The sequence below is a fragment of the Loktanella sp. DSM 29012 genome (assembly GCF_900110705.1).
GTDB classification, from domain to species: Bacteria; Pseudomonadota; Alphaproteobacteria; order Rhodobacterales; family Rhodobacteraceae; genus Loktanella; species Loktanella gaetbuli.
The window spans coordinates 311,879-335,783 of record NZ_FOEJ01000002.1 but is presented as its reverse complement, the minus strand read 5'-3'; the positions used below and the strand labels follow the sequence as shown (position 1 = coordinate 335,783).

The 23,905-nt window shown below is 62.6% G+C and carries 23 protein-coding genes and 1 tRNA gene; 9 read left to right on the top strand and 15 right to left on the bottom strand.

What is annotated here, in order from left to right; all coding sequences use genetic code 11:
- Positions 1-2 precede the first annotated feature (2 nt).
- The 3 genes from BMX27_RS06335 to BMX27_RS06325 are packed head-to-tail and all read left to right on the top strand — an operon-like array spanning position 3 to position 3,845.
- Positions 3-1,076 (top strand): microcin C ABC transporter permease YejB, encoded by a 1,074-nt coding sequence (locus BMX27_RS06335; protein WP_090159029.1) that lies wholly within the window; start codon positions 3-5, stop codon positions 1,074-1,076.
- A 1-nt stretch (position 1,077) separates the two neighbouring features.
- The gene (locus tag BMX27_RS06330) at positions 1,078-2,253 is read left to right on the top strand and encodes an ABC transporter permease (RefSeq protein WP_090159028.1); all 1,176 of its coding nucleotides are present in this window, start codon (positions 1,078-1,080) and stop codon (positions 2,251-2,253) included.
- The gene (locus tag BMX27_RS06325) at positions 2,250-3,845 is read left to right on the top strand and encodes an ABC transporter ATP-binding protein (protein WP_090159027.1); all 1,596 of its coding nucleotides are present in this window, start codon (positions 2,250-2,252) and stop codon (positions 3,843-3,845) included. The genes BMX27_RS06330 and BMX27_RS06325 overlap by 4 nt, the downstream gene beginning before the upstream one ends.
- 18 nt (positions 3,846-3,863) lie before the next feature.
- Here BMX27_RS06325 and BMX27_RS06320 read toward each other — a convergent pair whose 3' ends face one another.
- Entirely contained in the window at positions 3,864-5,162 is a 1,299-nt protein-coding gene (locus BMX27_RS06320; protein WP_090159026.1) for a D-alanyl-D-alanine carboxypeptidase family protein, read from the bottom strand.
- 372 nt (positions 5,163-5,534) lie between these two features.
- Between BMX27_RS06320 and clpS the strand changes: the two genes are divergently transcribed.
- The 3 genes from clpS to BMX27_RS06305 are packed head-to-tail and all read left to right on the top strand — an operon-like array spanning position 5,535 to position 7,701.
- Positions 5,535-5,882 carry an ATP-dependent Clp protease adapter ClpS gene (clpS, locus tag BMX27_RS06315; RefSeq protein ID WP_056036708.1) on the top strand — a complete coding sequence of 116 codons (348 nt, stop codon included), beginning with the start codon at positions 5,535-5,537 and terminating at the stop codon, positions 5,880-5,882.
- Positions 5,883-5,904: 22 nt separating this feature from the next.
- Positions 5,905-6,882 (top strand): class I SAM-dependent methyltransferase, encoded by a 978-nt coding sequence (locus BMX27_RS06310; protein WP_090159025.1) that lies wholly within the window; start codon positions 5,905-5,907, stop codon positions 6,880-6,882.
- 12 nt (positions 6,883-6,894) lie between these two features.
- Entirely contained in the window at positions 6,895-7,701 is an 807-nt protein-coding gene (locus BMX27_RS06305; RefSeq protein ID WP_090159024.1) for an SDR family NAD(P)-dependent oxidoreductase, read from the top strand.
- Here the strand turns inward: BMX27_RS06305 and BMX27_RS06300 are convergent, their stop codons facing one another.
- Entirely contained in the window at positions 7,702-8,079 is a 378-nt protein-coding gene (locus BMX27_RS06300; protein WP_090159023.1) for a hypothetical protein, read from the bottom strand.
- 83 nt (positions 8,080-8,162) lie between these two features.
- Here BMX27_RS06300 and hemF point away from each other — a divergent pair, with 83 nt between their 5' ends.
- Positions 8,163-9,053: an oxygen-dependent coproporphyrinogen oxidase gene (gene hemF, locus BMX27_RS06295; RefSeq protein ID WP_090159022.1), complete on the top strand. Its 891-nt coding sequence runs from the start codon at positions 8,163-8,165 to the stop codon at positions 9,051-9,053.
- An 89-nt stretch (positions 9,054-9,142) separates the two neighbouring features.
- Positions 9,143-9,682, top strand: a complete 540-nt coding sequence (locus BMX27_RS06290; RefSeq protein WP_371260093.1) for a cell wall hydrolase — start codon at positions 9,143-9,145, stop codon at positions 9,680-9,682.
- Here the strand turns inward: BMX27_RS06290 and BMX27_RS06285 are convergent.
- Both BMX27_RS06285 and hemE read right to left on the bottom strand, forming a co-directional pair.
- The gene (locus BMX27_RS06285) at positions 9,679-10,305 is read right to left on the bottom strand and encodes an FMN-binding negative transcriptional regulator (RefSeq protein ID WP_090159021.1); all 627 of its coding nucleotides are present in this window, start codon (positions 10,303-10,305) and stop codon (positions 9,679-9,681) included. The genes BMX27_RS06290 and BMX27_RS06285 overlap by 4 nt on opposite strands.
- 3 nt (positions 10,306-10,308) lie before the next feature.
- Positions 10,309-11,337 carry a uroporphyrinogen decarboxylase gene (hemE, locus tag BMX27_RS06280; RefSeq protein ID WP_090159020.1) on the bottom strand — a complete coding sequence of 343 codons (1,029 nt, stop codon included), beginning with the start codon at positions 11,335-11,337 and terminating at the stop codon, positions 10,309-10,311.
- Between the two features lie 81 nt (positions 11,338-11,418).
- Here hemE and hemC point away from each other — a divergent pair, with 81 nt between their 5' ends.
- Positions 11,419-12,357 carry a hydroxymethylbilane synthase gene (gene hemC / locus BMX27_RS06275; RefSeq protein WP_090159019.1) on the top strand — a complete coding sequence of 313 codons (939 nt, stop codon included), beginning with the start codon at positions 11,419-11,421 and terminating at the stop codon, positions 12,355-12,357.
- On the opposite strand, the gene BMX27_RS06270 is transcribed toward hemC, so the two are convergent.
- The 11 genes from BMX27_RS06270 to BMX27_RS06220 all read right to left on the bottom strand — a co-directional run bounded on the left by BMX27_RS06270 (position 12,354) and on the right by BMX27_RS06220 (position 23,849).
- Complete coding sequence (locus BMX27_RS06270) at positions 12,354-13,766, bottom strand: FAD-binding oxidoreductase (RefSeq protein WP_090159207.1); 1,413 nt, start codon at positions 13,764-13,766, stop codon at positions 12,354-12,356. The two genes, hemC and BMX27_RS06270, sit on opposite strands and share 4 nt — an antisense overlap.
- 118 nt (positions 13,767-13,884) lie before the next feature.
- A tRNA-Met gene (locus BMX27_RS06265) sits at positions 13,885-13,961 on the bottom strand.
- A gap of 67 nt (positions 13,962-14,028) precedes the next feature.
- Positions 14,029-15,012: an aldose epimerase family protein gene (locus BMX27_RS06260; protein ID WP_256212413.1), complete on the bottom strand. Its 984-nt coding sequence runs from the start codon at positions 15,010-15,012 to the stop codon at positions 14,029-14,031.
- Entirely contained in the window at positions 14,997-16,898 is a 1,902-nt protein-coding gene (locus tag BMX27_RS06255) for a beta-galactosidase (RefSeq protein WP_090159017.1), read from the bottom strand. The genes BMX27_RS06260 and BMX27_RS06255 overlap by 16 nt, the downstream gene beginning before the upstream one ends.
- Positions 16,899-16,943: 45 nt before the next feature.
- On the bottom strand, positions 16,944-17,771 hold the full coding sequence (locus tag BMX27_RS06250; protein WP_090159016.1) for an SMP-30/gluconolactonase/LRE family protein: 828 nt from the start codon (positions 17,769-17,771) through the stop codon (positions 16,944-16,946).
- Complete coding sequence (locus tag BMX27_RS06245) at positions 17,768-18,373, bottom strand: 2-dehydro-3-deoxy-6-phosphogalactonate aldolase (RefSeq protein ID WP_090159015.1); 606 nt, start codon at positions 18,371-18,373, stop codon at positions 17,768-17,770. Before BMX27_RS06245 ends, BMX27_RS06250 begins: the two co-directional genes overlap by 4 nt.
- The gene (locus BMX27_RS06240; protein WP_090159014.1) at positions 18,370-19,257 is read right to left on the bottom strand and encodes a 2-dehydro-3-deoxygalactonokinase; all 888 of its coding nucleotides are present in this window, start codon (positions 19,255-19,257) and stop codon (positions 18,370-18,372) included. Before BMX27_RS06240 ends, BMX27_RS06245 begins: the two co-directional genes overlap by 4 nt.
- Positions 19,254-19,976: an SDR family NAD(P)-dependent oxidoreductase gene (locus tag BMX27_RS06235; protein ID WP_090159013.1), complete on the bottom strand. Its 723-nt coding sequence runs from the start codon at positions 19,974-19,976 to the stop codon at positions 19,254-19,256. The genes BMX27_RS06240 and BMX27_RS06235 overlap by 4 nt, the downstream gene beginning before the upstream one ends.
- A complete protein-coding gene (locus BMX27_RS06230; RefSeq protein WP_090159012.1) occupies positions 19,973-22,051 on the bottom strand; it encodes an alpha-galactosidase in 2,079 nt (692 codons plus the stop codon). The genes BMX27_RS06235 and BMX27_RS06230 overlap by 4 nt, the downstream gene beginning before the upstream one ends.
- Positions 22,051-22,899, bottom strand: coding sequence for a carbohydrate ABC transporter permease (locus BMX27_RS06225; RefSeq protein WP_090159011.1), 849 nt, complete (start codon positions 22,897-22,899; stop codon positions 22,051-22,053). Before BMX27_RS06225 ends, BMX27_RS06230 begins: the two co-directional genes overlap by 1 nt.
- Positions 22,899-23,849, bottom strand: coding sequence for a carbohydrate ABC transporter permease (locus BMX27_RS06220; RefSeq protein ID WP_090159010.1), 951 nt, complete (start codon positions 23,847-23,849; stop codon positions 22,899-22,901). The genes BMX27_RS06225 and BMX27_RS06220 overlap by 1 nt, the downstream gene beginning before the upstream one ends.
- Positions 23,850-23,905: the final 56 nt, after the last annotated feature.

Genomic DNA, 23,905 nt, shown 5'->3' with positions numbered 1-23,905 from the left:
CGATGGGCGCCTATATCCTGAGACGGTTGTTGCTGGTGATTCCTACGTTGTTGGGGATCATGATCATCAACTTTGCCCTGATCCAGTTTGTCCCCGGCGGGCCGATCGAACAGATCATCGCCCGCATGGAAGGCGGCGGTGACGTGTTCGAGGGCATTTCGGGCGGGGGTGGCGAAATCACGGGCGGCGGCGATTCCGATTATATCGGCGGTCGCGGTCTGCCCGCCGATTTCATCGCGGAACTGGAGGCCGAATTTGGTTTCGACAAACCGCCACTGGAACGGTTCCTGAACATGATGTGGAACTACATGCGGCTGGATTTCGGAGAGAGCTATTTCCGGTCCATCAGCGTGTTCGATCTGGTGATGGAAAAAATGCCCGTATCGATCACGTTGGGCTTGTGGTCCACGCTGATTGCCTATCTGATTTCGATCCCGCTGGGCATCCGCAAGGCGATCCGCGATGGATCACGCTTTGACACCTGGACCTCTGCGGCGATCATCGTCGGCTATGCGATCCCGGGTTTTCTGTTCGCGATCCTGCTGATCGTGCTGTTCGCGGGCGGCAGCTATTACCAGATTTTCCCGCTGCGTGGCCTGACTTCCAACAATTTCGAAGAGCTGTCACTGGTCGGCAAGGTGCTGGATTATCTGTGGCACATCATCCTGCCGGTCACGGCGCTGACGATTTCGTCCTTTGCGACGCTGACGCTGCTGACCAAGAACAGCTTTCTTGACGAGATCAAGAAACAATACGTCATCACTGCCAAGGCCAAGGGGCTGGGCGAACGCCAGATCCTGTATAAACACGTATTCCGCAACGCCATGCTGATCGTGATTTCAGGTTTTCCAGCACTGTTTGTCAGTGTGTTCTTTGGTGGTTCGCTGATCATCGAGACGCTGTTTTCGTTGGACGGTCTGGGCCGTCTGGGATTCGAGGCTGCGGTCGCGCGTGACTATCCGGTGGTGTTCGGCACGCTGTTCGCCTTTTCGCTGCTGGGACTGATCGTCGGCATCCTGACCGATCTGACCTATGTGCTGATCGACCCGCGCATCGATTTCGAGGGGAGGGGCTGACATGAGCCAGACCGAAGCCTCTGACGTGGCCTTGACGGGCGGCGCCGCAACCGCCCCCGCGCGTCGCAAGCCACGGCTGTCGCCGCTGAACCAGCGCCGCTGGCGCAATTTCAAACGCAACCGCCGGGCGCTGTGGTCGCTGGTGATCTTTGGCATTCTGTTCGGCCTGTCGCTGTTCGCCGAAGTGCTGGCCAACGACAAACCGTTGCTGGTCAGCTACCGGGGCGAGGTGCGCGCGCCCATCATCTCGTTCTATTCCGAACAGGATTTCGGCGGCGATTTCCCGACCGAGGCGGGCTATACCGATGTCGAGGTGCAATGCCTGATCAAGACAGGTGGTCTTCTGTCCTGTTTCGATGACCCGCAAGGACTGATCGACGCGGCCGAGGCCGGCAGCATCGACGATCCCGATTTCGTCAAGGGCTGGATGCTGTGGCCGCTCATCCCCTACAGCTATGACACGATCGTGGATATTCCGGGCGTGGCCCCATCGGCACCCGACGGCAACAACTGGTTGGGCACGGACGACACCAAACGCGATGTTGCGGCCCGGGTGATCTATGGATTTCGTCTGTCGATCCTGTTTGCGCTGATCGTGACAACGGCTGCATCGCTGATCGGCGTCGTTGCAGGTGCCGTGCAAGGATACTTCGGCGGATGGACGGACCTGATCTTCCAGCGGATCATCGAAATCTGGACTGGCACGCCGTCTCTTTATGTCATCATCATCGTCTTTGCGATTCTTGGGCGAAGTTTCTGGCTATTGGTGTTCCTGACCGTGCTGTTCGGCTGGCCTGCGCTGGTGGGTGTGGTGCGTGCCGAATTCCTGCGCGCGCGCAATTTTGAATATGTCCGTGCCGCCCGTGCGCTGGGCGTCAGTGACCGCACCATCATGTTCCGCCACATGCTGCCTAACGCCATGGTCGCCACCGTGACGATGCTGCCGTTTCTGGTGACCGGGTCCATCGCGACGCTGGCCAGCCTCGATTTCCTGGGCTTTGGTCTGCCGTCCTCGGCCCCGTCGCTGGGCGAATTGACCCTGCAGGCGAAACAGAACCTTCAGGCGCCTTGGCTGGGGTTCACGGCATTCGTGACCTTTGCCGTGATGCTGTCACTGCTGGTGTTCATTTTCGAAGGGATCCGTGACGCATTCGATCCCAGAAAGACGTTTCAATGAAACCAGTTCTCGAGGTGTCGAACCTGAACGTGCGGTTCAGGCAGGATGGGGCCGTGACCCATGCGGTGCGCGGTGTGTCATTCACCGTGGGGCGCGGTGAAACCGTCGCTCTGGTCGGTGAATCTGGGTCGGGCAAATCCGTCACGGCGCTGTCCACGGTGCAGCTCTTGGGGGATTCGGCGCAGTCCGACGGGTCGATCACCTACGAGGGCCGCGAAATGCTGGGCGCGTCAGAGGCAGACCTCCGCCGTGTGCGTGGCAACGATATCAGTTTCATCTTTCAGGAACCGATGACCTCGCTCAACCCGCTGCATACGATCGAACGGCAGCTGGGTGAATCCATCGTGTTGCATCAGGATTTGCGCGGCGATGCGGTGCGTGCCCGCGTGATCGAGATGCTGGAACAGGTGGGCATCCGCGACGCCGAACGCCGCCTGACCGCCTATCCGCACGAATTGTCCGGCGGCCAGCGCCAGCGGGTCATGATCGCGATGGCGCTGCTCAATGGTCCTGACCTGCTGATTGCGGACGAACCGACAACGGCGCTGGACGTGACGATTCAGGCGCAGATCCTGGATCTGCTGGCCGAACTGAAGGCCAGACAGGGCCTGTCGATGCTGTTCATCACGCACGACCTGACCATCGTGCGCAAGATCGCAGACCGCGTTTGCGTCATGAAGGACGGCGAGATCGTCGAAACAGGTCCCACGGCCGAAATTTTCGGCAACCCGCAGCACCCCTATACACAGATGCTGCTGGCAGCCGAATCCGCAGGCGTGCCTGCCCCCGTTGCTGTGGGCGCCCCCGTCGTCGCACAAACCGAACAGCTGAAAATCTGGTTCCCGATCTATCGCGGTCTGCTGAAACGCACGGCCGGCTACGTCAAGGCGGTCAACGATGCCACGCTGTCCGTCAGGGCGGGGGAAACCATCGGCATCGTGGGCGAATCGGGTTCGGGTAAGACGACGACGGCGCTTGCGATCATGCGATTGATCCGCTCAGAGGGGGCGATCACCTTTCAGGGGGACCGCATCGACGGGTTGAGCCAGCGCCAGATGCGGCCCTATCGCAGCGACATCCAGATCGTGTTTCAGGACCCCTACGGGAGTCTGTCACCGCGCATGACTGTCGAACAGATCATCGCCGAGGGGCTGACTATCCACAATATCGACCCCGGCAGACCACGCCGCGACATGGTGGCCGAAATCATGACAGAGGTGGGGCTGTCGCCCGATCTGATGGACCGCTATCCGCATGAATTTTCGGGCGGTCAGCGTCAGCGTATCGCGATCGCGCGCGCCATGATCCTGCGCCCGAAACTGGTGGTGCTGGATGAACCGACATCGGCGCTGGACATGACGGTGCAGGTGCAAATCGTGGAATTGCTGCGCGATCTGCAACAGCGCTACGGCCTTGCCTACATCTTTATCAGCCACGACCTGAAGGTCGTGCGCGCCCTGTCGCACAAGGTCATGGTGATGAAACAGGGCGACGTGGTCGAAGCAGGACCTGCTGCCGATATTTTTGACAATCCACGCACTGATTATACCCGTGCGTTGATGGCTGCCGCATTCGAGGGTCGGGCGATCTGAACCGATCGCCCGTTTGCCTCAGCCCTCGGAGCCCAACATGAAACACGTCTGGTTGCGCGCCTGAAGCCTGCGACAGGCCAGGTCGGCGCCCTCGCGGGTCAGACCCATGAAATTCGCGTCAAACCCGCCTGATCGCTGCGTCACGCGGCGCACAGCACCTTCGAGGGTGCTCATCTCGTTCAGGGCAACCTGGATCAGAACCTTTTCCGCCTGGTAGCGGGAATTGAATCGGCCCACGTTCACGCCCCAATGCCGCCCGCCAGAGGTCGAAATGCGGGTGACGACCTCGGGGGCAGGGGCCATGGGCTGTGCCGCAGGGGCAGAACTGACCTGAATTGCCTCGGCAAGGGCGTCCTCGATGCTGGTGGTGTTCACGGCCAGTGTGACGGGGACCTCTGGTGCAGGGCGCATCGCGGGGCGAAGTGCCTCGCTGACGCGGCCTGTCACGCGCACGGTCTTGCCTGATCCGTTCTGCGTCGTGGGGCGTGCGTTGCCGGCCATGGCCACCTGTTCGGTTCCGGTGGTTGCGGGGATGTCGGGACGTTGCAGCGTGGCGACGGCCGGGGCGCGGTTGAATCCCATGTCCATCAGCTCGGTCATCCGGGCGTTACGCTGCGCGGTGGATGTGCCGCCAAAAACGGTGGCGATGATGCGTTCCTGACCGCGCTGCGCCGATGCCGTCAGGTTGAAACCGGCGGCGTTGGTGAAACCGGTCTTGATGCCGTCGGCCCCGGTATAGCTGTTCAGGAAACGCGTGTTGGTATGACTGACCTGCCGGATCCCGGCGTCTGCGGTCCTGCGCGAAAACAGGTTATAGTACTGCGGGAAATCATAGATCACGTGGCGGCCCAGCACACTCATGTCGCGGGCGGTGGACAGGTGCCCGTTTTCGGTCAGGCCATGCGCGTTGCGAAATGTCGTGTTGGTCATGCCCATCGCGGCGGCCGTGCGGTTCATCCGGGTCGCAAAGGCCTCTTCGGATCCTGAAATCGCCTCGCCGATGGCTGTCGCGGCATCGTTGGCGGATTTTACGGCAGCGGCTCGCAGCAGGAACCGCAGCTTGATCGTCTGTCCGGCCTGTAGCCCCAGCTTGGACGGCGGTTCGCTTGCGGCTTTGGATGAAATGCGGACCTCGGTGTCCAGCGTGATTTCACCACGCTGAATGGCCTGAAACGCGATATAAAGCGTCATCATCTTGGTCAGCGATGCCGGGTGAAGCCGGGTGTCGGCATTGCGCGAATGCAGCACTTCTCCGGTGCGGGCATCCATCACCAACGCAGCATAGGGAGCAGCGAACGCCGCCACAGGGCTGAGCATCGTGATAAGCAATACAGCGATGGTCGCACGAAGAGTGCGGGAGATAGGACGATTTTGCACGTCACCTGCCTTTTTGTCTGCCTCGGTATCCCGGAGTTTGCCCCGGTGATTACTCATTGAAACTACGCTAGCACGAACAGCCTGACGACGAAAAGTCCCGATTTCAAAAGGGCTTGTGCCGTGTTGTTTCGGCACAATACGACATTTAGGGGGTGTGGCGGGTTGCTTGTGCCACATGCGGTAGGTGGCCACCGCGCGCTGCGACAATCCGCCGATCTGCGACGGATTGAGGCGTTTCGCCGCCGGGGGTTTTCACCAGGCCTATCAAGGTTATATAGACGTCTCACCGACATGGATCGAACCGGGATTGTGATGCGCTTGAACCAGCAGATGATGGCGGACAGGGACGATGATGACGATGGTCAGGACGACATCGGCGTCGCCCTGAAGACCAAACCGAAAACCAAACGGCCGCCCCTGTACAAGGTGCTGATCCTGAATGACGATTTCACGCCGATGGAATTCGTCGTCATGGTGCTGGAACGGTTTTTCGGCATGACCCATGCACAGGCGTTTGACCTGATGCTGACAGTCCACAAGAAAGGCGTGGCTGTCGCCGGCGTCTACAGTCACGAAATCGCGGAAACAAAGGTGGCGCAGGTCATGGATTACGCCCAACGTCACCAGCATCCGCTGCAATGCACGATGGAGAAGGAATAGCGCCCCGCGCTGTTCCGCCCTGATGGCTGCTCTTTCCCGCCTCGCGACCGCCCTGGCCGACGGATCGCTGACCCTGCCGGACGGTCCCGTGACCGTCATGCGTCCGAACATGGACACCGACCTGTCGCCTTTGATGGGTCACGGCGTGCTGATCCAGCATACCCACGCACCAGAGGTCGAGGCCTTTCGCGCGGCTGGCTATACGGTCACTACCGATGCGGGCCCTGGTGCGACCACGATCGTTGTCGTGCCCCGGTTCAAGGCGCTTGCCCAATCGCTCGTGGCGCAGGCCGCGGCGGGTGGCGGTCTGGTCGTCGTTGACGGCCAGCGCAGCGACGGGATCGACAGTCTGTTCCGCGCCTGCCGCAAACGTCTGGGCAACCTGCCGTCCATACCCAAGGCGCATGGCCGCATTTTCTGGTTTCCGGCCACCGCCGCATTCGCCGATTGGGCGGTCGGTGCACCTGCGCCGAATGCGGCGGGTCACTATACGACGGCGGGCGTGTTTTCCGATGGCGATGTGGATCGTGGCTCTGCGCTGCTGGCGCGGGCACTTCCGGCAAAACTGCCCGGTGCAATGGCCGATCTGGGGGCTGGCTGGGGCTATCTGTCCAGCGAGATTCTGCGCCGTGACAAGGTGACGTCACTGGCGCTGGTCGAATCCGAGGCGCTGGCCCTCGACTGTGCACGGCTGAACATCAAGGATCCACGTGCGACGTTCCACTGGGCCGATGCGCTGACGTTCCGGCCTGACCGTAAATTCGACGGCATCGTGATGAACCCGCCGTTTCATACCGGGTCCAAAGGCACGCCCGCGCTGGGGCAGGGGTTCATTGCCGCGGCTGCGCGGATGCTGACCCAGAACGGCCAACTGTGGATGGTCGCCAACCGGCATCTGCCCTATGAGGCTGCGCTGCGTGATCATTTCCGGCGGGTCGAGGAACTGCCCGGCGACGGGGCGTTCAAGCTGTTCCACGCCAGTCGCCCCGGCACATCCTGACAGGAGACAATCATGTCATTTTCGATCAAGGGCCGCACGGCCATCGTGACCGGTGCTGCCAATGGTGTGGGCCTTGCGGTTGCCCGTAGTTTCGTGCGCGCAGGCGCGAATGTCGTCTTTGCCGACATCGACGAGGCGGCCTTGACCGAAGAGGTGGGCGAGCTTGCCAAAGAGGACAACGTGCTGCTGTTCTCGGGCGATCTGCGCGAAAAACTGGCGGTGGCGAACCTGCTGTCTGCGACGGTCGATGCCTTTGACCGGGTGGATATACTTGTCAACGCGGCGCGACAGGTCATCCCGTCCGAACCGCTTGACCCCGACGATACATCGGTCAGCAACATGCTGGACCAGAACCTGCTGCTGCCGCTGCGCCTGTCGCAGGCGGTCGCGCGGCGGTTCATCAAACAGGCTGGCGATGCTGCACCTGACGATTCCAGCATCGGTTGCATCGTGAACCTGTCGTCGATTTCCGCCCGGCGTGCACACCCCGAACTGCTGGGATTTTCCATCGCTTCGGCGGCACTGGAACAGATGACCCGCAGTCTGGCCGTGGCCCTCGCCCCCGAGAAAATCAGAGTGAACGCCGTATCCGTTGGATCGGTGTTGTCGGCATCGCTGCGCGGCTGGATCAAGGATCACGGCGACGCGCGTGCGGCCATCATCGAAAGCACGCCGATGCACCGGATCGCCAATGCGGCAGAGGTGGCGGATACTGTGCAATATCTGGCTTCTGATGCCGCCAGCTTTGTCACGGGCGAGGTCATCACCGTTGACGGTGGCCGCACCCTGCTGGATCCGGCCGCCGTTTCGGTTCACTGATCAGGCAGGAAACATCCGCCGACATTCGGCCACGGCGGCATCGGTCCGGCGCTGCAGTTGCGCGCGTGTGGCCAGCAGCTGATCCAGCGTGTCGCGTTCCGTTTCCAGATTAATTGCCTGCGGCACCGCCACATTGCGCACGCGCACGTCGGTACAGCCAAACCGGAAACCGTTGTCCTCGGTCCGGCAGAACGTGGGCCTGCGCGTCACGCGCTGCTGCTGGTCAACGGCAAAGCCGCGCTCCAGATTGGCCTCGGTCTGGGCGATCAAAAAGGCATTGATCCGCAGGTCCTGCGTTGCGTTCGACAGGCATTGTTCCTGTGGCGTGGCACAGGCGGCCATGACGGCCAGCGGTGCAAGTGCGATTACCCATTTCATCGTGAAAATCCTCTGAACTGCTCTGGTCCGGTCGATTGGAGCAAGGCATAAGATGTTATGCAATATCACGGGGGCAAGGGTTGATGGCTGATTTGATGGATACCGAAAAGGCGCGCGCCAGCGGCTGGTTTGAAACCCTGCGCGATCAGATCGTCACAGCCTTTGAGGGACTGGAAGACAGCCAGACCAGTGGCCCCACGGCCGACCTGCCCGCAGGCCGGTTCGAACGCACGGTGACCGCGCGCACGTCCGATGATGGATCGGACGCGGGCGGTGGTGTCATGTCCGTGATGCGCGGTGGCAGGGTCTTTGAAAAGGTGGGTGTGAACACCTCGACGGTTTACGGCCAGCTGGGCGAGGCGGCACAGCGTGCCATGGCCGCGCGCGGTGTGCCGGGCATGGCGGACGATCCGCGTTTCTGGGCGTCAGGCATCAGCCTCGTCGCGCATATGCAAAACCCCCATGCGCCTGCGGTGCACATGAACACGCGCATGTTCTGGACGCCGCACGCGTGGTGGTTCGGCGGCGGGTCCGACCTGAACCCCTGCATCGAGTACGACGACGATACGGCCCATTTCCACGCCACGCAGCAGGCGCATCTGGACCCGCATGGCACCGACTACTATCCCCGGCTCAAGGCCTGGGCGGACGAGTATTTCTACATCCCGCACCGCAATCGCGCGCGTGGCGTCGGCGGCATCTTTATGGATGACCATTGCACCGGCGACTGGGAATCTGATTTCACCCTGACGCAGGACATCGGCCGTGCATTCCTGCCCGCCTATATCCCTCTTGTGGAAAGGCGCCGCGACATGCCCTGGTCGGACGCGGACAAGGATACACAGCTGATCCATCGCGGGCTCTATGCGGAATACAATCTGGTCTATGATCGGGGTACAAAATTCGGCCTGACCACCGGGCACGACGCGAATGCCGTGCTGATGAGCCTGCCACCACTGGCGAAATGGGTCTGACGGCGGTGCGGCGCGCATGGCGCAATGTTGTCTTGAGCGATCCAGCACCTTGCGCATAATCTGTCGCAAACGGGCTTCGGGGACATGATATGACGGCAACTTCGGCTTTGCGTCTGGGGACGATGGCGGCAGTTTTGTCGCTGACGACCGCTTGCGGGTTCTTTGGCGGCAAGGACGACGTGACGGATGGGCCGCAGATGCGGTTCAGTGACGACAGCGTTGAATGCATGGAACGGGCGATGTTCTTTGAATCGCACAGATCCAGCCGTGACGGATTGATGGCTGTCGGTACTGTCGTGATGAACCGCGTGGCGTCGCCTGATTTTCCGAACACGGTCTGCGGCGTGGTCGGCCAGCGTAACCAGTTTGCGCCCGGCGTCATGACACGCCCGATGAATTCTGCCGCCATGCCAGGCGTGCAGGCTGCCGCCCGCGCGGTGCTGGCGGGCGAACGGCACCCGATGGTCGGCGGCGCGCGGTTTTTCCATCAAAAGGATCACCGTTTTTCCTATGACAACATGCATTACGTCGTCACGGCGGGTGGAAATGCGTTCTACGAAAAACGCAAGTCACACCTTGTCACGCAGCCTGCGCCGCTGCCGCAGACCGAAGGGCTGACGCCCCTCTAGCGTGCGGCGCGCAGCACGTCGGCGAGGGCGCGGCCCATTTCGCCACTGGCTGCAAGGCCGTCAGCGGTGCCGTTGCGGTCGGCCTCTGGCTTGTTCTGGTTGATTTTCCACGCGCCTTCGATCCGGTCCACAGTCATGCGTAGCCCGATGATCCCGCGCTGTCGTGCGGCGATATAGCCCTCTGGCGCGTCATCAACGGACCAGGGTTCTGCACGCGGTCGTTCGTTGTGGTCGGTCAGATCGTGCAGGTGTTGCAACAGGTCGGAATCGTCCTGCATCGGTGCGACGGTGCCATGCGCGTGCACCACGATGTAGGTCCAGGTCGGGACGACTTTGCCGTGCTCTGCCTTGCTGGGATAGAACGAGGGTGAGATATAGGCCTGCGGTCCTTGAAAAATCGCAACGGTCGGCTGGCCTGCACACAACGCGCCGGCGTGCGGATTGCCGCGCGCGACATGGGTTTCCAGCGTCACCACCGGGCCCGTGTCGCGCAACAACAGCGGGGCATGCGTCACCTGCATGCCCTCTGCCGTCTGCGTCACGAGTGCGGCAAACTGAATGTCGCGGATCGCATGGTGCAGCACCTCTGGCCGGTCCTCGGCAAAGGCTGCGGGCACATACATGGGTCAGCCGCCCCTGACCGTGTCGATCATCAGTTGCACATTGGCCGGATCGGCGTCCGGCGTGATCCCGTGACCCAAGTTAAAGATATGCGGCCCCTTGGCAAAGGCGTCGCAGATCGCGCGCGTTTCGCGCACCAGATCATCACCGCCGCTGACCATGTGGCGCGAGGTGAGGTTGCCCTGCACACAGCCGTCCTTTTGCACGGCACCCGCGGCCCAGCCTGCGGTCACGCCGTCATCCAGCGCGATGCAATCGGCACCGATGGCCTGATGCAGCCCTTCGTATTTTTCACCCGCGCCGCGCGGAAACGCGATGACGGGCACGCCGGGGTGTTTCGCCTTGAGCGCGGCGGTGATGCGCGCGGCGGGGGCCACGGCGTATTTTTCAAAGTCAGCACCGGTCAGAGACCCGGCCCAGCTGTCGAAAATCTTGACGACCTCGGCACCGGCCTCGATCTGCTTTGACAGGTAATGGATCGTGCCTTCGGTGATCTTGTCCAGCAGGGCCTCGAAAACCGGGCGATCCTCGTCCTTGAGCCTGTGCGCAGGACCCTGATCCGGTGTGCCCTGACCTGCGATCATGTAGGTCGCGACGGTCCAGGGCGCGCCTGCGAAACCGATCAATGTCGTCTCGGACGGCAATTCCCGCGACAGGATTTTTACCGTCTCGTAGATGGGGGACAGCACCTCGTCGATGTTGTCGACTGGACCCAGCTTGTCCAGATCGGACTGGCTGGTGATCGTGGACAGGCGCGGGCCTTCGCCCGTGACGAACCACAGGTCCGCACCCAAAGCCTGCGGCAGCAACAGAATATCGGCAAACAGGATCGCCGCATCAAACCCGTAGCGGCGGATCGGTTGCAACGTGACCTCGGCCGCCAGTTCGGGGTTATAGCACAGGGACAGGAAATCGCCCGCCTGCGCGCGGGTCGCCTTGTATTCCGGCAGGTATCGACCCGCTTGCCGCATCATCCAGATCGGTGGTGTCGGCAGTGTTTCGCCCGCCAGTGCGCGCAGGATAGTTTTTGTCATATCAGTCCCTTTTGTCTGGGGTTTTGATCCAACGTGACACCTGCCGTTGTCAAGCGAACGTGACACCGCTAACAAACACTTATGACAGAAAAAATGCCCACACCCGACGCTCCCTTCAAGATCGGCACCCGCGGTTCACCGCTGGCGCTGGCACAGGCGCATGAGACGCGCGCGCGCCTCTCGGCTGCCTTTGACCTGCCGCAGGAGGCCTTTGAAATCACGGTGATCAAGGTCACTGGTGACCAGATCCTGGACAAACCGCTGCGCGAAATCGACGGCAAGGGCCTGTTTACCCGCGAAATCGAAGAGGCGCTGCTGGCGGGCGATATCGACATCGCGGTCCATTCGACCAAGGACATGCCCACCCGGCAGCCTGACGGGCTGGTGATGGACTGCTATCTGCCGCGCGAGGATGTGCGCGATGCGTTCGTCTCGCTGAAATACCGGTCCTTGGCCGAAATGCCCGACGGTGCGGTCGTTGGCACGTCATCCACGCGTCGCCGCGCGCAGCTTGCGGCCCGGTTTCCGCACCTGCAGGTGGTCGAATTCCGGGGCAACGTGCAGACCCGGTTGAAAAAACTGGCGGATGGAGTCGCGGATGCAACATTCCTCGCAACGGCCGGTCTGAACCGGTTGGGCATGGCCGATGTGCCGTATTTCCCCATTTCGCCGGACGACATGCTGCCCGCGATTGCCCAAGGCGCCATCGGGATCGAACGGCGTATCGGGGATGACAGGGCAGACCGCATGCTGGCTGCGATCCACGACGCGCCCACTGGCCATCGTCTGGCCGCCGAACGGGCGCTGCTGGCGGGGCTGGACGGGTCGTGCGAGACGCCAATCGGGGGGTTGGCCGAACTGGACGGCGACACCCTGCATCTGCGCGGCGAAATCCTGCGCCATGACGGCAGCCGCGTGCTGACCGAGGTCGCGACAGGCTGGGTCGAACAGGGCCCCGACATGGGCCGCGACATGGCGGCAAAATTGCTGGCAGAGGCGGGCGAAGGTTTCTTTGACTAGACGTCCGGCAGCATTTTACCCGGATTCATGATCCCGTGCGGGTCGAGGGCTGCCTTGATTGCGCGCATCGCATCCAGTGCGGCGGGGTCCTTGTGCCGGGCCATGCTGATGCGTTTGGACAGGCCGATGCCGTGTTCTGCACTGAAGGACCCGTTCAGGTCCGCCGTCAAGGCATCGACCATGGCGCGGATCGCGTGGATCAACGCCGGGTCGTCGCGGCTGGGATAGGCGACATAATGGACGTTGCCGTCACCCAGATGTGACACGGCCCAATCGGTGGCATCCGGGTCCAGTGCCAACAGACCCGACCGGACGTTGCGCAGAAAGGCATCCACGTCGGTCAGGCCGACGGCCACGTCTGTGTCCACCAATGGCCGTTTGCGAAACCCGATTTCGCCCGCGGCCTCGCGGCGGGCCCACATGTCCCTGCGCTGTGCCTCGGATGCGGCGACATGGGCGTCCAGCACGGTGCCGTCCGCGATCATCTGGCCCAGGATGTCCTCCAGCAGGTTGGTGATCGGCACGGTGCCGTCGGCCAGCGGCGTGGTGTCCTGCGCTGCCGTGGCACCCAGCTCGATCAGGATATTCACCGGATAGCGCCGGTCGAACGGGGGTCTTGCGTCAGGTTTGATGGCCAGATGTCCGTCGATATAGGTGTCGGGCATGAATTCGAACGCCTCGACAGCGCCGCGGCTTGCGTCCTGCACGCGGTTCAGCAGGTCCAGGGCCGGCCCCAGATCGTTCAGTGCGACCATCGCGGTGGCGTAGGCGCGGGGTTTGGGAAACAGCCGCAGCACGGCCGCCGTGATGATGCCCAGCGTGCCCTCGGCCCCGATCATAAGATGCTTGAGGTTCAGGCCGGTGTTGTCCTTGTGCAGGTGTCCCATCAGGTCCATGACGCGGCCGTTCGGCAGCACGGCTTCGATCCCGAGCACCAGATCCCGCGTATTGCCATAGCGCAGGACATTCGATCCGCCCGCGTTGGTCGACAACACCCCGCCGATCATGGCCGACCCGCGCGCGCCAAAGGTCAGCGGAAAGATCAGGTCATGCGCCGCAGCAGCGTCGTGCATCTGCGAGAGAATCACGCCTGCATCAACCACGGCGCTGCGCGCGGTGGCGTCGATGGCGCGGATCGTTTTCATCCTGTCCAGCGACAGCAACAGGCCGCCCTGCGTTGACGCACCGCCGTTCAGGCCAGTGTTGCCAGAAATCGGCACGACCGCCGTGCCCGAGGCCTGCGCCGCGCGCATCACCGCGCTGACGCCTGCGGTCTCGCGTGGCCGGACCACGGCAAGGGGCGCGCTGGTGTAGCCACCTGTCCAATCGTGGCACCAAGGTCCCATGGCGTCGCCGGTCACGACGGCATCATCACCCAGTTCGGTTCGCAGTGCTTCTAAAATATCCATGACACAATGTGTGACCACGGCGCAGCCGCTGTGCAAGCCGCAAAACCTGCGTGGGCAGTTCGCGTGACGAACGCCGACGGCACCATCATGCGCAGGCATCAAGACTTTCTGAAAAGGGTGGTGGCGTGGGGGAGACTTGAACTCCCGACCTATCGATTATGAGTCGATCGCTCTAACCAACTGAGCTACCGCGCCTCACCACGGGCGCTGAACTAGGCCCATTGTGCCGGGGTGTCAAACCGAATTTGCGCATTTCGCGCGGTTATTCCGTCCGGTCAAACCGCCAGGTCGTTGTCTGGCGATAGGAGCCATCAGGCTTCAGCAGGAAAGACGGAAAATCGCGGTGTGCCGGCGCGTCTGGCCAGTCCTGCGCTTCGAGTGCGAACCCCTCGTAGGGGGCAGCCCCGGGGCGCAAGCCGACGTGGTTGTCGAACACCTGCACGCCCGTGCGATCGGTCGCCAGTGTCATGCGCAAACCGCTTTTTCCGGTCAGCGTCACAACATCGCGCAGGGCTGTTGGCCGGTCTGACAGGCAAAAGTTGTGGTCCAGCATCGGATCACCCGGCACGGGCGTGCGCGCTGTGCGAAAATCCATGCCGGTGCCGGCCACGGGTGCGATCTCGCCTGTCACGAGGTTGTCGGCATCGGTCGGCAGATAATGTTCGGCCGCAATCCCGAGGCTGTGGCCCTCCCAGGTGCGGCTGCCGTCCATATTCCACATCGAATGGTTCGCGATGTTCATCAGGGTCAGCTCGTCTGTGGTGCCTGTCAGGTCCATGGTCAGGGTCGCGGGTGCTGTGATCTTGAACCGGGCGGTGATGACGCGCTGGCCGGGCAATCCGCAATCGCCGTCCTGCAAGGTCAGCTGCAGGGTCGCCGCGTGCGGTTCGTGGTCGATGACCTGCCAGACGCGGGCATGCATGCCATCGCTGCCCGAATGCAGCGTCATGCGACCGTCCTGATTGCGTTCCAGTTCATACATCATGCCGTCCAGCGTCACACGGCCTGCGCCGATGCGGTTTGCGACGGGACCGACCAATGCGCCGTGGTATGGCATCGGCCCCTCGTAGTCGGACAGCGTGTCGGACATAAGTGTCAGGCTGTGCGGCACACCGGCCAGCCGCACGTCCTGCAAGCGCGCGCCGTAGGTCAGCAGTTCGACGCGCAGATCACCCTGCGCCAGCGTCAGGACGTGGACGTCCTCGCCTGTTTTGGTCTTGCCGAACGGGGTCATCGCTTGACCCATGCGACACCTGCGGCGGGGATCGTCTGACCCTGCCAATCGACGGGGTCTGCGCCGTAGTTGAAGGCAAATGTTGCCTCTGGTGTTTCACGCAGCCGCAGGCCGCCGGGCATGTCCTGCGTCGCGACGCCGACCTCTGCGCAGGTGGTGCGCAGGATATCGACAAATGTTTCATCCGCGGGCCAGCCTGCCAGATAGCGCAGATGGTCGCCGCCCATGATTGCTGGGCGACCATCGGCGGTGCGGTGGTGAACGGCGGCGGTGCCTTCGAGGCCCTCGAACCAGTGGCGGAACGTGCCGCCGCCCTCCAGTACGATCGCGTCCGACGGCGGGATGCTCTCGGTCAGGGTGACGGTCACATCGGTGCCGGGCAGATTGGGTCCCATCGGATTGGGGATCGTCAGATCAGCGGTTTTCACATCCGTGCGCGGGCCGATCAAGGCCACGCCCGTGAACCGGGCGAGCGCGTCGCGCAGGTTGTCCGACAGGGTCAGCAGACCGGGGGCCAGCACCAGTTTGTAGGCGGACAAATCTGCGCAATCGGGCGGCAGAATGTCGATACTCAGCCCCAGTTTGCGCAAGCCACGGTATGCTGCAAACGCAAGGCGGAACATCTCGAAATCCGCACCCTGCGGCTGGGCATCCCAGGCCCATGCGCTTTCATAATCGAACACCAGGGCCACGGATGCCGTGCCCGCGCTGACGTCCGGCAGTTGTGCCAGCTCATCGGCCACCTGACGCGCCTCGGCCAGTCCGGGGGCCTCGGAATCATCGGGGCGCAACAGCCCTGCGTGCATCTGTTCCTGGGCAAAGGGGGCCTGCCGCCAGCGGAAATAGCAGACCGCCTCTGCGCCGTGGGCGAATGCCTCCCATGACCACAGGCGGACCATGCCGGGCAGGGGGGCCGGGTTGTAGGGGGCCCAGTTCACCGGGCCGGGTTGCTGTTCCATCACCCACAACCGCCCCTTGCCGACGGCACGGTAGAGATCATGGTGAAACGCCTGATTGTCAGGGTGGCCCTGACGCAGGAACGCCTGCTTTTCAGCCTCGGTCCCCTCGATTCGGTCGGACAGAAAGCCGATGGGGTAACTATCCCAGCTGGCGATATCCAGATCGGCCCCGACCGCATAGTGATCAAAGGTCAACGTGCGACCCATATAGTTGTGGATCAGCGGCGTATCCGTGAGGTCGCGCAGCACATCCACCTGCACGCGGTTGAACGCCACCACCTGATCGGAACTGTAGCGCCGGAAATCCAGCACATGGCTTGGGTTCGGTTCGGTGACCGTCAGATTGGGCAAATCGATCTGATCAAAGCTGTCGTAGTCCATTGACCAGAACACATTGCCCCAGGCGCGGTTCAGCGCGTCGGTGGATTGGTATTTCTGTGCCAGCCAGTCCTGGAAACCTGCGCGGGCGGCATCGGAATAGGACAGGCAGGTGTCGTGACAATCGTATTCGTTGTCGATCTGCCAGGCGGCCACATGCGGATTGCGGCCATAGCGTTCGCCCATCAGGCGCGCGATACGGCGGCAGGCGTCACGGTACGGCAGGTAGCTGAAATCGTAATGCCGGCGCGATCCGAACTTGCGCGGGCGGCCCTGCGCATCGACTGCGATCATGTCGGGCATCTGGTCTACCAGCCATCGGGGCGGCGTCGCGGTCGGGGTGCCCATCACGACCTTTAGCCCGGCGTCGCCCAGCACGGCCACGGCGCGATCCAGCCAGTCCCAGTCGAACCTGCCGGGGGCGGGCTCGATCCGCTGCCATGCAAATTCACCGATCCGCACCCAGGTCAGGCCGGCCGCGACCATGCGGGCCGCGTCGGATGCCCACTGCGTTTCTTGCCAGTGTTCCGGGTAATAGCAGACGCCCAATGTGCGGTTCATGTCGGACCCTTTGTCGTATTTTGAAATTGTCGGAACGGGGACGCGTCACAGGATAACGCGGTGTTCCCGTTGGCCGGTGTAGGATGTGTCGATCGCATAGGTACGACCTTGATCGTCGTCGGGATCAATGATGCCCTGTCGCGCTGTCGTGACAAACAGCGTCTGCATGTGCGGACCGCCAAAGGCCGGACAGGACGCATGGCGACCCGGCACGGCAAAGGCCTCGATGAACTGCCCTTGTGGGTCATAGACCGCGACCCGGCCCGCACCCCATTGAGCCGAAAAGAGGTTGCCTGCGCTGTCCACGACTGACCCATCAGGGTTCAGATCGGTCCCCTGAAGGTCAATCTGCACGCGCGGACTGCCCTGTGGCCAACCCTCTGCATCCAGATCGACAGCCATGATCTGTTGCGTCGGGGTGTCGGTGAAATAGGCCGTCTTGCCGTCAGGCGCAAAGCAGATGGAATTCGAGATGGTGATGTCGGCGAACAGGCAACGCAGCTCGTTGCGGTAGAACCGCCAGATCGACCCCGCGCCGGGTTCTGCATCCAGACCCATCGTGCCGATCCAGAACCCGCCCTGCGGGTCTGCGCGTCCGTCGTTGGACCGGGTATGGGCACGGTCATCCTCGAGGTTGGTCAGGATCACGTCGGCACCTGTCGCGATGTCGAAACGGTGCAGCGCATGCGCAGAGGCGATCAGCAACGTATCGCGGTCGACCCAGCCTGCGGCACTGACATGGTCAGGAAAATCCCAGGATTGACCCTTGGTGTGCAGACGCTTGTTCAGAATATCGAACCAGAACAGCTGCTGCCGTTCGGGATGCCACAGGGGGCCTTCACCCAGTGCACAAAGGCTGTTGTCATGTATCATGCTGCGGCCTGATCGTAGGCGGCCACGATGGCCCGCGCACGGCTGCCGACCTCTGCCGCCGTCATTCCGGGTTGATAGAGTGCAGAGCCGATCCCGAACCCATCGGCCCCCCCGGCCATCCATTCGCCAAAGTTTTCAGGCCCCGCGCCGCCGACGGCATAGACCGGCGTCTCGGCCGGCAGAACCGCGCGCATCGCCGTGATCCCGGCAGGTCCGATCAGGCTGGCTGGAAAGATCTTCAGCCCGTCGGCCCCGGCCTTCAACGCGGCGAAACATTCCGTCGGTGTCATGACACCGGGCCAGCTGGACATGCCTTCGGCCTTGGTTGCCGCGATCACGCGGGCATCGCAGTTGGGCGATACGATCAGGCGGCCACCGACCTGTTTGACCCGCTTGACGTCCTCGGGCGACAAAACGGTGCCTGCACCGATAACCGCCCGATCGCCGTGCGCATCCGTCATGGCCTGGATGCTGGCAAAGGGGTCAGGTGAATTCAGCGGCACCTCGACCCAGGTGATGCCCGCATCAATGCAGGCCTCGCAGACAGCCGCGGCCTCGGGCGGTGTGACACCGCGCAAAATGGCGATCAGGGGACGGGTCATGCGGTTTCCTTCCAGAGACGATAGGCGGCGGTCAGGCCGGTGAGCGTGGCGCGTTCGGCGTTGACCTGTGTGGCGGCGACGCCCTGCGTCGACAATGCCGTGACATAGAGATGGGACAGCGCACCCGCGCCGATCACGGCGACCTGCTGACCCAGCCAATAGGGTTTGGTTGCGGCCAGCTCTGCCCCGATCAGCAGGCCCGACAGACGCGCGCGGGCCTGTGCCTGCGGCAACCCGTTCAGTAGACCCTCGGCACGCAGGGTGAACATGCGGGCGGCCAGACGTTCGGGGCGGGACAGGCCGTCGTCCAATCCGGTCGCAAACCCGCCATCGTCCCAGCCATCCCCGCAGGAATGACGCAGTACCGTGTGCCCGGTCAGCGCCGCGAACATATCGCCTGTCATGCAGGTCTGAAAGCTGACAACCTCGTCCGCGCTGATGTGGACCCATTTCGTATGCGTGCCGGGCAGGCAGATCACACCATCCCAGCGCGGGTTCTGCGCCAGAAATCCTGCAATCTGCGTTTCCTCGCCGCGCATCACATCGGCGGGGCTGGCCTGTTTCAGCCCGGGAATGATGTTGACGCTCAGCCGGCTGCTGTGCGTGGTGGCGAAACCGCGAACAAGTGGCGTGCAAGGTACGGCGGTATAGGGGGCCTCGGCCCAGCCCTGACGTGATCCGACCATGCCGCAGGCGATGACCGGGGCCGCGTCCCAATCCGCGCACAAGCGGTCCAGCGCAGGGGCAAAGCCCGCCTGATCCAAGGTGCCCATGCCTTCGTCGCTGGTCGCCTCGGCCAACACGCTGCCACTGTCGGACATGGCCCAGACCCGCAGGTTGGACGTCCCCCAGTCAACGGCGATCCAGGCAGGTGAAATGGTCATGATGTGAACGCCAGCCCGCCGTCCACGCACAGGGCCTGACCTGTCATCATGCGGCTGAGGTCGGACGCCAGAAACAGCGCGGTGCCGCACAGATCCTCGGGGGCCAGATGCGCCTTGAGGCATTGACGTTCCATGAAATCGGCCAGCGCCTCGGGCGTGACCCATTTTTCCAGCTGCTTGTCGGTCAGCACCCAACCCGGCAGGATCGAATTGACGCGGATGCCACGCGGTCCCAGCTCGCGTGCCAATGCGCGTGACAGGCCGATGATGCCCGCGTTCGCGGTGACATAGGGGGTCATGCCGCCGCTGGCGATCTGCACGGACCCGGACGACATGTTGATGATCGAAGCACCCTCTGACATCACCCGCGCGGCCGCTTGTGCTGCAAAGAAATAGGGTTGCAGGTTCACCGCGATCATTCCGTCCCACATGTCCTGTGTGACGTCATCCAGAGCCATGCGCTGATCGTTGGCGGCGTTGTTCAGCAGGCAATGCAGCGGGCCAGCCTGCGCGATCGCCGCCTGAAGTGTGACCGTATCAGTGATGTCGCAGCGCAGGTAGGTGACGCCGTCCACGGCATCGGCCGGGTCCGCGATATCCAGCGACGTGACCCGCATCCCTTGCGCGGCAAAGGCCCGCACATAGGCGTCACCGATGCCGGATGCGCCACCGGTAATCACGATGCCACGGCCCGCCAGTTCCGGGAATGTCGCGGTCATAGGCGTTCTCCTTGCAGGACCCACATGCTGTCGGGCACAGCATAGGGCAGGGCGAGCCCAGCTTCCATCAGGGCGCGCCCCGAAAGTGTGACCGGCCCGCTTTTGAGTGCGGGCGTACCGCGTGACAGGGTGGACAAATCCTCTGGGTTGACGATCTGCACGCGGTAGGTCGCGTCAGCCTCAAGGCCGGTCAGGCGCAGCGGTCGCGGCGCGATCTGGCTGCTGGTCGCGGCCTTGCCGGCAAAGACCACGAAACGGTCGCCGCGTGCGGACAGTTGCTGTTCGGCGATCACCGCAGGATCGGCGCTGTCCAGCCGCATGATATCGGCGTGGCGCATCCAGTCGCGGTTCGCCTTGAACCAGTTCGTGATGCGCGTCAGCGTTTCGGCCTCTTGGTCGGTCAATTCGCGCGGGTCCATCTCGAACCCCATGTGGCGCTGTGCGGCGACCCAGCCGCGAAAGGCGATGTCGTGGATGCGCCCGGTCGTGTGGCATTTGCGCGGGCCGACGTGACTGCCAGTGACGGCTGCCGGCAGAAACAGGGCTGCATCATGCTGGATACGCAACCGTTCCAGCGCGTCGTTGCAATCCGACAGCCAGACCCGCTGCGTGCGCTGCATGACGCCAAAATCGATACGTCCGCCGCCCGATGCGCAGGATTCGATCTCGGCCCCGGGATGGGCCGCGCGCAGGCGGTCCAGCAGGTCATAGGTGCCGCGTGTCTGATCGGCGCTGGCATAGGGCAGGACGCGGTTGTGATCCCATTTGACGTAATCGATCGCATGATCCGCAAGCACCGCGTCAATCCGCATGAACAGATGGTCGCGCACCGCAGGGTTGGCCATGTCCAGCACGTATTGCTGACGACCCAGTGGCTGGTCCATCGGCCCCAGAATCCAGTCGGGATGCGCGCGGGCCAGATCGCTGTCAGCGTTGATCATCTCTGGTTCGAACCAGATGCCGAACGTCATGCCAAGGGCCGCGATATGGTCGATCAGCGGCGTCAGCCCATCGGGGTACTTGCGCGGATCAATGGTCCAGTCCCCCAGCGACGTGGTGTCGTCGTCGCGTCGCCCGAACCAGCCGTCGTCCAGCACGAAACGCTCTGCCCCGATAGCGGCGGCGCGGTCAGCGATGGCGGTGAGGGCTGGCAGATCGTGGTCGAAATAGATCGCTTCCCAGCAATTGTAATGCACCGGGCGCGGGGTGTCGGGTTTCGGCCATGTCACAACACGGTCCCGCAGGTGGCGCTGATAGGTGGTGGCGCAGCCGTTGAACCCGCTGTCGGAAAACGTGGCGTAAATCGGTGCTGTCTGAAACCGTGTGGCAGGGGCCGTGTCCAGCCCCGTCGCATGACCGAATTGCACCTGACGGCGACCGTCCTGCAATTCCTCGACCAACATCTTGTGCCCGCCCGACCAACCATAGTGGATCGCCCAGGCCTGACCGGCGGTATTAGTCGTGCCGCGCGCGGGCATGATGCAAGCGGGAAAATGTTCGTGCCCCGTGCGTCCCGTGCGATTGTCGCGGGCGCGGATACCGGGTGACCAGGGCGTGCGGTTGGTCTGGAATTCGTCGCACCAGCGGCCTGCGAAATCGATCACCTCGTCCGCCAGTTGCGGGGCAGGCAACACCGGTGCCGTCAGCCAGTCGCACAGGACCGGAGTGGCACTGTCCAGCGTGGTGCGCGCCACCAGCATCCGCGTGCCTGCGTCCAGCAGCAGATGGAACGTCAGCGTCAGACCCAGATCCCTGTCAGCACAGACAAGCGTCAACCCGTCATCGGCACTGACCGCCGTCGTAGTGAACACAGGGCGCAAGGGGCTGCCGTCGGCGCCGCGCACTGTCAGACCGGGTTGCCCCGGAAAGGCATCGGCGGTTTGCGGGCACAGCGTCAGCGCCGGATTGGCGTCCAGTGATCCACCGGTCATGTCGATGCGCACCGCATCCGTCAGCGCCGTCAGGTTTTCTGCATCCGGCAGGCGTGCGCCCCAATAGACGCAGGCCGGCAGGCCCGTCGCAGGCACATGCAGAACCAGCGTTTGTCGATCGTCGTCCAGTCGGTAATGGGTCATTATTTGACCGCCCCAAGCGTCAGGCCGGCGATGAAGTGCTTCTGCATCAGAAAGAACATCACCACAGGCGGCAATGCCGCCACGATGCTGCCCGCACTCATCAAGTGATACGCCGCCCGGAACTGGCTGTTGAATTCGGTGATACCTGCCGTGACGGGCTGCGCGCCCGGTCCCTGCGTCAGCACCACGGCCCAGAAATAATCGTTCCAGATGAACGTAAAAATCAGCACGGCGAGGGCCGCCAATGCGGGTTTCATCAAGGGCAGGATCACGTACAGGAAAATCCGCCATTCCGCCACGCCTTCGACCCGCGCGGCCTCGACCAGGCTGTAGGGCAGGGCGCGGATGAAATTGCGCATGAACAATGTGCAGAATCCGGTCTGGAATGCGACATGGAACAGCACCAGTCCAATGATCGTGTCATACATTCCCAGACTGATCGTCAGGTCGCGTACCGGCACCATCAGGATCTGGAACGGGACGAAATTGCCCGCGATAAAGATGAAGAACAGCAACAGGTTACCACGAAACTTGTAGATCCCCAGCGCGAACCCCGCCATGGCCGACAGCGCGACAGCGCCGACCATCGTGGGAATCGTAATCAGCAGGGAATTGAGCAGATAGCGGGGCATGTTCGATTCAAAGAACACGCGCCCGTAATTGGTGAACCCCTCGAATGACGACGGCCAGCCCCAATAGTTGCCGTTGGTGAAATCGGCGTCGGGTTTGATCGAAAACAGCGCCACGGCAATTAGCGGCAACAGCCAGACGATCAACGCCACGGGCAAAAACGCCTGATAGCCGATCTGTGCGGTGCGGGACCGTTTGGCGATAGGTGTCGGAAACATTAGCGTGCCCCCCGTTCGTCGCGGTACATCGACCACAGGAAATAGGCGATGAAAAACAACATGATAAAGAAGAGGACGACGGCGATTGCGGCACCGTATCCCATGCGGAACCCGAATTCGGACAGCGATTCCTCGAACATGTAGAACGACAGCACGCGGGTCGATCCGAATGGGCCGCCATTGGTCATCACGCTGATCAGGTCGAACGACCGCAGCGCACCGATGATGGTCACGACGAATGCAATAAAGGTCGCGGGCTTCAACTGTGGCAGGATCACGTAACACAGCATGCGCCAACCCTTTGCGCCGTCCAGACGGGCTGCCTCGACTTGTTCGGGGTCGACGGAATTAAGCCCCGTCAAATACAGAATCATGCAGTAGGCTGTCTGCGGCCAAAGCCCGGCAGCAATAATCCCGTAGGTCGCCATGTCAGGATCACCCAGCACATTGATCGGACCCGCACCCACAAGACCAAGGATCGCGTTCAGCAAACCCTCACGTGGCAGGTAGAACCATGAAAAGACGAGGCCCACGACGACCTGAGAGATCACAAAGGGAAAGAAGAACAACGATTTGTACAGGCGGATGCCCGTCACCGTCTGATTGAGGAACAGCGCGATGAACAGACCCAGCGGAATCGCCAGCAGATACAGGATCAACCAGCGCAGGTTGTTCCAGAACGAAACCTCGAACTTGCGGTCGATGTTCTGTTCACCGATGCCAAGCAGACGGTCGTAGTTGGCCATGCCGACCCAGGTCTTTTCGCCCAGACCGTCCCATTCGTGGAACGAAATCCAGAACGACTGGCCGATCGGCACGATCACGTAGACCGCAAAGAACAGCATCGCAGGCGCCAGGAACAACCATGGCGTCAGGGCGATTTCGTTGCGCTTGTACCACCCGCGCGTGGCAGGGGGGTGGCGGTCGGGAACGATGGGGGCTGTGGCCATTGGGGGCACCTTTGGACCTGTTCAACACATGCGAAAACGGCAGCAATCGCCGCTTG

Excerpts from the sequence above, each read along its gene's own strand:
- BMX27_RS06335 (WP_090159029.1), top strand. The coding sequence starts at position 3 with ATGGGCGCCTATATCCTGAGACGGTTGTTGCTGGTGATTCCTACGTTG.
- BMX27_RS06330 (WP_090159028.1), top strand. The coding sequence starts at position 1,078 with ATGAGCCAGACCGAAGCCTCTGACGTGGCCTTGACGGGCGGCGCCGCA.
- BMX27_RS06325 (WP_090159027.1), top strand. The coding sequence starts at position 2,250 with ATGAAACCAGTTCTCGAGGTGTCGAACCTGAACGTGCGGTTCAGGCAG.
- BMX27_RS06320 (WP_090159026.1), bottom strand. The coding sequence starts at position 5,162 with ATGCTCAGCCCTGTGGCGGCGTTCGCTGCTCCCTATGCTGCGTTGGTG.
- clpS (WP_056036708.1), top strand. The coding sequence starts at position 5,535 with ATGCGCTTGAACCAGCAGATGATGGCGGACAGGGACGATGATGACGAT.
- BMX27_RS06310 (WP_090159025.1), top strand. The coding sequence starts at position 5,905 with ATGGCTGCTCTTTCCCGCCTCGCGACCGCCCTGGCCGACGGATCGCTG.
- BMX27_RS06305 (WP_090159024.1), top strand. The coding sequence starts at position 6,895 with ATGTCATTTTCGATCAAGGGCCGCACGGCCATCGTGACCGGTGCTGCC.
- BMX27_RS06300 (WP_090159023.1), bottom strand. The coding sequence starts at position 8,079 with ATGAAATGGGTAATCGCACTTGCACCGCTGGCCGTCATGGCCGCCTGT.
- hemF (WP_090159022.1), top strand. The coding sequence starts at position 8,163 with ATGGCTGATTTGATGGATACCGAAAAGGCGCGCGCCAGCGGCTGGTTT.
- BMX27_RS06290 (WP_371260093.1), top strand. The coding sequence starts at position 9,143 with ATGACGGCAACTTCGGCTTTGCGTCTGGGGACGATGGCGGCAGTTTTG.
- BMX27_RS06285 (WP_090159021.1), bottom strand. The coding sequence starts at position 10,305 with ATGTATGTGCCCGCAGCCTTTGCCGAGGACCGGCCAGAGGTGCTGCAC.
- hemE (WP_090159020.1), bottom strand. The coding sequence starts at position 11,337 with ATGACAAAAACTATCCTGCGCGCACTGGCGGGCGAAACACTGCCGACA.
- hemC (WP_090159019.1), top strand. The coding sequence starts at position 11,419 with ATGACAGAAAAAATGCCCACACCCGACGCTCCCTTCAAGATCGGCACC.
- BMX27_RS06270 (WP_090159207.1), bottom strand. The coding sequence starts at position 13,766 with ATGGATATTTTAGAAGCACTGCGAACCGAACTGGGTGATGATGCCGTC.
- BMX27_RS06260 (WP_256212413.1), bottom strand. The coding sequence starts at position 15,012 with ATGGGTCAAGCGATGACCCCGTTCGGCAAGACCAAAACAGGCGAGGAC.
- BMX27_RS06255 (WP_090159017.1), bottom strand. The coding sequence starts at position 16,898 with ATGAACCGCACATTGGGCGTCTGCTATTACCCGGAACACTGGCAAGAA.
- BMX27_RS06250 (WP_090159016.1), bottom strand. The coding sequence starts at position 17,771 with ATGATACATGACAACAGCCTTTGTGCACTGGGTGAAGGCCCCCTGTGG.
- BMX27_RS06245 (WP_090159015.1), bottom strand. The coding sequence starts at position 18,373 with ATGACCCGTCCCCTGATCGCCATTTTGCGCGGTGTCACACCGCCCGAG.
- BMX27_RS06240 (WP_090159014.1), bottom strand. The coding sequence starts at position 19,257 with ATGACCATTTCACCTGCCTGGATCGCCGTTGACTGGGGGACGTCCAAC.
- BMX27_RS06235 (WP_090159013.1), bottom strand. The coding sequence starts at position 19,976 with ATGACCGCGACATTCCCGGAACTGGCGGGCCGTGGCATCGTGATTACC.
- BMX27_RS06230 (WP_090159012.1), bottom strand. The coding sequence starts at position 22,051 with ATGACCCATTACCGACTGGACGACGATCGACAAACGCTGGTTCTGCAT.
- BMX27_RS06225 (WP_090159011.1), bottom strand. The coding sequence starts at position 22,899 with ATGTTTCCGACACCTATCGCCAAACGGTCCCGCACCGCACAGATCGGC.
- BMX27_RS06220 (WP_090159010.1), bottom strand. The coding sequence starts at position 23,849 with ATGGCCACAGCCCCCATCGTTCCCGACCGCCACCCCCCTGCCACGCGC.